General features: G+C 32.0%; 4 protein-coding genes. All 4 read left to right on the plus strand.

Translation table 11 applies throughout. The annotated features are described in order from the left end of the window. Positions 1–127: 127 nt before the first annotated feature. Positions 128–3505, plus strand: a complete 3378-nt coding sequence (locus KTQ83_RS10605; protein ID WP_217256790.1) for an RICIN domain-containing protein — start codon at positions 128–130, stop codon at positions 3503–3505. Positions 3506–3559: 54 nt separating this feature from the next. Beyond that, complete coding sequence (locus tag KTQ83_RS10610; RefSeq protein ID WP_217256791.1) at positions 3560–4960, plus strand: MBOAT family O-acyltransferase; 1401 nt, start codon at positions 3560–3562, stop codon at positions 4958–4960. Positions 4961–4969: 9 nt separating this feature from the next. Further along, positions 4970–6019 carry an alginate O-acetyltransferase AlgX-related protein gene (locus KTQ83_RS10615; RefSeq protein ID WP_217256792.1) on the plus strand — a complete coding sequence of 350 codons (1050 nt, stop codon included), beginning with the start codon at positions 4970–4972 and terminating at the stop codon, positions 6017–6019. Between the two features lie 132 nt (positions 6020–6151). After that, positions 6152–7222: a hypothetical protein gene (locus tag KTQ83_RS10620; protein ID WP_217256793.1), complete on the plus strand. Its 1071-nt coding sequence runs from the start codon at positions 6152–6154 to the stop codon at positions 7220–7222. The last annotated feature ends 248 nt before the right edge of the window (positions 7223–7470 follow it).

Genomic DNA, 7470 nt, shown 5'->3' on the forward strand with positions numbered 1-7470 from the left:
ACGACCCTATAAAAATTTAAGGACTATGTTCGACCCTACAAGAATTTAAATATCCGTTATTTTTAAGTTTTGTTGAATTTGTTTGCATATTCATTTAAAATAGCATTATTGGGGAGAGGGATAGAAAATGCATAAAAATATAAAACCAATTTTGGCTTTAGTATTAAGTTTAGTTTTGTCTGTATCAACATTATCTAATATGTATACAGTTCGTGCAGATGATGAAATAACGCAAGAAGAGCCTGTTGTAGAAGAAACACAAACTGAAGAAGAGACTACAGAAGAGCAAGTTCCTACTGTAGAAGAACAAACACCTACAGAAGAGGAGCAAGTTCCTGCTGAAGAGGAAGAGCCAGTTGTTGAAGAGGAGCAATTGGGTGATTCTAATATGATGGAATACTTCTTAGTCGATAATCCCGTATTATCAAATGGAGAAACAGAAAACTTTATTCTTTCATTAAATAATGCGGAAGGGTATTCAGATTTTAGATTGACCATTCAAAAAGAGGATGGAACTTCTTTTGATTTAGAGTGTTCTGAACAAGTTGATAATTTAGTTAAGTTTTCTAGAGTGTTTAATGAAGAAGAAAAAGGACAATATAGTGTGACTACACTTCATTATGTTTATAATGGACAAGCTTATTATTTAAACTTTAGTGATTTAGAAATGGATGTTAAATTTGGTGTGGATCAAGAATATGATGGGTATGATGCAACATTACCTGATTTAACAGAGGATTCAATTAGTTCAGAAGGCATTATTGAAGTAACGGATGTAAATAAAGCTGAAGAAGAGATTGTGAATGGGGTTGCGAGTCAACCAGCTACAATGTCAGTAGATGAGTTTTCAAGACATGCGACTGGTGGAATGACAATTTGTTTGGATCCAGGACATGGTGGTAGTGATTCAGGTGCTACTGCATTTGGTGCAAAAGAATCGGATTTAACTTTAAAGATTGCTCGATATTGTAAGGAAGAATTAGCTAAATATGATGTGAATGTAGTTATGACTAGAACTACAGATACGCGCTTAAGTGAAGAAGCGGCTATGGATTTAAAAAATCGTGTGGAAGTAGCTAAAAAAGCAGGTGCTTCTTACTTCATTAGTATTCATATTAATTCTGCCCAAAATTCAGCAGCTCATGGTGCAGAAGTGTATTATCCAAATACAAGTGGAAATAAGAATCTTTCTACTAATGGTCAAAATTTAGCAAAGGCGATTCAAAAACAATTGACAGCTTTGGGATTGTATGATCGTGGTATTAAGATTCGTAACTATACGGACGGGACTACATCATCAAATCCAAACAGTAGTGATCAAGATTACTATGGTGTCATCCGTTATGCGAAACAGGCAAATATCACAGGTTTAATTGTTGAGCATTGTTTTATTAGTAATAAAGAAGAGTTTGATAAATATTTAGGTTCAGATGCTAAGTTACAACAACTTGGTATTGCGGATGCGAAAGGTATTGTGAGTGCACTTGGTTTACAAGCTAAGAATGCGCATATAGATGCATTGGCAGCTGAGAATCGAAATGTTTTGGCAGATGGTACATATACTATTTCAACTTTATTAAATTCTAATTATGTACTTGATGTAAAAGATGGTCATACAAACAATGGAGCTAATATTCAATTGTATGAGAATAATGATACGGCGGCTCAACAATTTAATGTTTCACATGATTCACAAGGGTATGTAACATTCACAAATGTAAAATCAGGAAAAGTGTTAGATTTAAGTGATGCAGTTGTGAAAAATGGAGGTAATATTCAGCAATATAAATCAAATGGTACGCGTGCACAAAAATGGATTGTGAAAAGAGATGGAGATGGATATATAATTATATCTGCATTAAATTCTAACTATGTATTGGACTTACATAATGCTGTAGTTAATAATTATAGAAATATTCAACTTTATTCTTATAATGGAACAAATGCTCAAAGATGGAATATTACAAAGTATGTAAGTAAAGAACAAAGAATCAATAATTTGGCGGCACAAAACAAGAATACATTAGCAGATGGTGTATACGAAATCTGTAGTGTAAAAAATAGTAATTATGCTTTAGATGTTAACTCGGCTTCAACAAGAAATGGTGCGAATGTTCAATTATACTTACGTAACGGAACGCAAGCACAAGCATTTAAAGTGAGTCATGATTCTCAAGGTTTTGTCACATTCACAAATATTAATTCGGGTAAAGTAATTGACTTAGATGGAGCGATCACAAAAAATGGTAGAAATATTCATCAATATGCCTCAAATGGTACTCGTGCACAAAAATGGATTGTACAAAAGAGTGGTTCCGGATATTCAATTGTTTCTGCGATAGATACAAGTTTTGCTTTAGATATTAGAAATGGTTTTGTTTATTCTGGCTCTAATATTCAACTATATAAGAGTAATAATACAGCAGCACAACAATGGACTTTTAATAAATATGTAACAGAGCGTGAGCGTTGTGATTCGTATGCCAGTCAAAATAAGGGGCGTATGCCAGATGGTGTCTATTACATAAAAAATCAAAATGTAGGATATGCATTAGATGTTGCGGATGGAAGTCTATATGCTGGTGCCAATGTTCAATTATATTCTTTGAATAGAACAAATGCACAAAAATGGAAAATTACACATGATTCAACTGGATATGTTTCTTTCCAAAATGTTGGTTCTGGTATGTATTTGACAGCTAGTGGAAGTGGAAGAACTGCTAATGTTTATCAACAAAGGCAAACAAATGACTACAATCAAAAATGGATTGTGATGTTTGATAATAATCAAAACCTACGCATTGTGTCTGCATTAAATTCAACTATGGTATTAGACGTAAAAGATGGTAAAATTCGTAGATGTTCAAATATTCAGCTATATACATCAAATAATTCGAATGCACAAAAATGGGTGTTTGAATATATTAATACAAACGCAACTGGTGTTTTGATGCAGATCATGGGTACTAGTCAAACTACAGTGGCTCAAATGGTTCGCTACTATAATGCGAATGCGTCAGGTTACGATACATTTAAGGCCAAATATAATGGCAAATATGATGGATGTTTAGCTAAGGGTGGAGCTAGTACAATCAATCAATTTGCCCAAATCTTCTATGAAGAAGCAACTGCGGAGGGTGTAAGAGCTGAAGTAGCATTTACTCAATGTATGAAAGAAACAGGATTCTTAAAATATGGTGGAGACGTACTTCCAAACCAATATAACTTTGCAGGTATTGGTGCTACTGGAGCAGTACATGGAGCAAGCTTTAGCAATGTAAGAATGGGTGTTCGTGCTCAGATTCAACATTTAAAAGCTTATGGTTCGATATCCCCATTAACAAACCCATGTGTGGATCCAAGATTTAATTTAGTTAAGCGTGGTAGTGCTCAATATGTGGAATGGTTAGGTATTAAAGAGAATCCTAATGGATATGGTTGGGCTACTTCTAAGAACTATGGTCATGATATTGTGAGCATGGTGAATGTATTATTGAAAAAATAAATCTTTGAAAAGAGTTCTTAGGAACTCTTTTTTAAAGGGAAAGGGTTAAAGGGTATGTTATTTCCAAGTGAAGTATTTTTGTTTCTATTTTTACCTTTCGTATTAGCTGTATATTATCTTGTGTTAAGAAAACATACAGTAGGTAAGAATATATTTCTATTTGTTATGAGTTTATTATTCTATGCATATGGAGAACCAAAATATGTGTTCTTAATGCTGTTTATGATTCTATTACATTATGGACTAGGTTTATTAATCAATAAATATTCAGACGATAAGAGAATGCAGAGATTGATTCTATTCTTAATGGTTGTAATTGATGTATGTATACTGGGATATTTTAAGTATTTGAATTTTATTGTTTCTATTTTCACAGGTAAAGAAGATACGTTTAAGATAGCTCTTCCAATTGGAATTTCTTTTTTTACATTCCAAGCTATTTCTTATGTAGTGGATGTATATCGTGGTAAGGGAAAGGTTCAAACTCATTTTTTAAATGTTGGTCTGTATATTTCTTTATTTCCTCAATTGATCGCAGGTCCTATTGTGCGTTATGAAACTGTCGCAAATGAGATTGAGAATCGAAAAGAGAATTTGAATGATTTTGCGATGGGTGTAAATCGTTTTATTATTGGTTTAGGAAAAAAAGTATTATTAGCCAATCAATTTGCGGTTGTTTCGGATACTGTATTTGGGAATGTAACAAGTACAGGAACAACCAATTCATTCTTATTATTATGGATGGGTGCGATTGCGTATACACTTCAAATCTTCTTTGATTTTGCAGGCTATTCGGATATGGCGATTGGTTTGGGTCGTATGTTTGGTTTTCATTTCTTAGAAAACTTTAAGTATCCATATATTTCTAAAAGTATTTCAGAATTCTGGAGAAGGTGGCATATTTCTTTACAAACATGGTTTAAAGATTATATTTATATTCCACTAGGTGGTTCTAGAGTAAATAGTAAGACTCGTTTAGTATTCAACATTTTTGTCGTATGGTTTTTAACGGGTGTTTGGCATGGTGCAAACTGGACATTTATTGTATGGGGACTTATGTATTTTGTGTTATTGATTCTCGAAAAGTTTTTTCATATGGATGAGAAAATGGGAAAATTTAAAAACCTATACACAATGTTCTTTGTCATGATGGGATGGGTATTATTTAGAAGTGATAGTTTAAGTGCAGCACTCGTATATATTCGTTCTATGTTTGGATTTGGTTGTAAAGGATTTATGGATGCCTATGTGATTCAATATTTTAAACAATACATTCTATATTTTATAATGGGTATTCTTTGTTGTTTTCCTATTTTTAAAAATATCAATCGTATATTTAAAAAGAATATGGTTTATAACTTGTTGTATGTCGTATGTATGTGTGGAATCTTGTATTTGAGTATCATCTTTATTTTCTCAAATGCATATAATCCATTTATTTATTTTAATTTCTAGGAGGGCACCATGAAAGAAAAAATAATAATGTTCGTATTTTGTTTCGTGATTTTTGGAATATCCATTTCAACATTATTTAATCAAACTGTTTCTTTATTTAAAAAAGATGAAAAGGTGAGTGATGTTGTTAAGGGGCATGAACTAGAAACAAAGAAAGATAAATCAGGAGTAAAGGGTGCAGTGGATTCTTTTACTTCAAATTTAACGGGTAAAAAAGAAGGTGCAAAAGCAGCTAGTGAAGTAACAAAGAAAACTTCAGGAAATACATATATTGAATCGACTCAGGTATTACTTGGAAAAGAAGATTGGTTATTCTACAAATCTACAGAGGATGGGGACCCGATTTCAGATTATCAGGGTACAAATCATTATGATGAGGCTACTATGCAGGCAGTTGCAGATAAACTAACAAATGAGAGAAATCAATTCTCAAATTATGGAATAGATTTCTATATACTTTCGATTCCAAATAAATCGAGTGTGTATCCGGAATATATGCCAAATACAATAGAAAGAAAAGATACAACATCAAAGACAGATTTATTGATGAAGTATTTAGAAGAGAATACGGATTTAAATGTAGTGGATGTAAAACCAACACTTGTAAAAGCGAAAAAGAAACAGCAAGTGTACTATAAGAGTGATACACATTTTAATCAGATCGGTGCTTTTGTGACGGTACAGGTACTAAAGGATAAGATTGATGGGAAAACAGATAAATTAAAGGATGTTAAGTTTGGCAAAATCACAAATCATTATTCTGGAGATTTAGCACGTTTATGTGATATGCAAGATACATTCAATAATGATACTCAATATCAATTAGATCCAGCCACAGTAAACACAAAAATAAAATCAGACAAAAAAATATTGGTAATAGGAGATTCGTATTCAGATGAAATGTTGAGTATTTTAAGTCAATATTTTGCAGAAGCACAAACTGTAAACATTTGGTCTTTTGAGCCGAGCTTATTAGATGAATATAAACCAGATATTGTAGTATGGGAACATGCTGAAAGATATACGGATCGTTTCAATTGGATCTCATTATTTGGTTAGACATGTTAACAAAATATGAAAAGTTATAAATATATATCTTAATTTAAGTAATATTATATTATATAGTAGCAAATAACACTATTCTTTGATATAGTTGAAGTAGAGCTTCACCTATAGAAAGGAAAATATAATATGAGGAGAATTTTAGGTGTATTTATAGCGTTGTTTATGTGCTGTATACCAATTGGTATACAAGCGGAAGAGGAAGTGTTATCTTTTGAATATACAGGTCAAAAGATAGAAATTAAGGGTGCGACTGGTTATTATTCTATTCCTGAGTTTGAGTTTTTAGAGGATGCTCCAATTGATTGTGGAAAGTATTTTGCGGTTACTGGTGGTGGATATGTTACTTTTGAGATCAATCCTAAAAAAGTGCTTGTTAGCGTGAATTACAACAAAGATTGGAGAGAAGGAGATTCTGAAGAAAAGAAATATCTGTGTAAATTCGATGGTGATTATGAGTTGAAATTAAGAATTTTATCAAACGGAGACTTTGTATCATTTGATCGTTATGATGGTAACATTGATTTTCAATTTGAGCCAAAGAATGAAAAAGATGTTCCAGTTGAAAAGACAAAGATTACGCATTCGGATGTAGAGGTTGTTTACTACGAAGATGGATATAAGATTGATAGTGGTAGAAGTGATATTGAACCAATCTTGTTAAAAGATGCGGGAGAATATATTGTCAGTTTTGATGCTGATTCCAGGTATTATGAATCCATTCCATTTAAAGTAACAATTCTTCCTAAAACTATTGAATTGCAATTACCGAACTATCAAAAATATGTTGGAGAAAAAGATCCAATATTAGAAACAGATGATTATATTTTGATTAGAGAGGTTGGAGAAGAAGTAGGAAATTATAAACTTACTGTAAAGAGTAAGTCAAAAAATTATAGATATGAAATTGTTGCAAATGATACATTCACTATCTTAGATTCAAAGCAACAAAGCATAAGACCAGAAGAAAAGAAAGATCCATTACTATCAATTAATCCTTCGGATAAAGATAAGAACAAATATGCAAGTGCTGAAGATATGGAATCAAATAAAGATATAGAAACCAAAGTAGATAAAGAATCACAGAAAACAGAAACAAAAGTTGTAACAGGTGTATCGAATTTTACTTCAATGTATTATTTGATGATGTTATCATGTATTGCGGTGATAATCTATATCTTAATAAAGAAAAGAAAGTAAGTTAAATAAGAATAAACAGAGCCTTCGCTTAGAGATTAAGTGGAGGCTTTGTTATTGTAGATTCATGAATAAAATGATTTTTATAAATCGTGCTGAAAAGAGTTTGGTTTGATAAAAGGTTGTAAATGGTTAGTTTTGTAGTTAGAATATAAAGGTATCTGAAAGGGATATTATATTAAAGGAGATACTTAGTTATGAAAACAACATTAATTATTATGGCGGCTGGAATTGGTTCTCGTTTTGGTGGT

The organism is Holdemanella porci (genome assembly GCF_019052655.1).
GTDB lineage: Bacteria > Bacillota_I > Bacilli_A > Erysipelotrichales > Erysipelotrichaceae > Holdemanella > Holdemanella hominis.

Bases quoted from the DNA above. Each gene is read 5' to 3' on its own strand.
- KTQ83_RS10605 (WP_217256790.1), top strand. From the start codon at position 128: ATGCATAAAAATATAAAACCAATTTTGGCTTTAGTATTAAGTTTAGTT.
- KTQ83_RS10610 (WP_217256791.1), top strand. From the start codon at position 3,560: ATGTTATTTCCAAGTGAAGTATTTTTGTTTCTATTTTTACCTTTCGTA.
- KTQ83_RS10615 (WP_217256792.1), top strand. From the start codon at position 4,970: ATGAAAGAAAAAATAATAATGTTCGTATTTTGTTTCGTGATTTTTGGA.
- KTQ83_RS10620 (WP_217256793.1), top strand. From the start codon at position 6,152: ATGAGGAGAATTTTAGGTGTATTTATAGCGTTGTTTATGTGCTGTATA.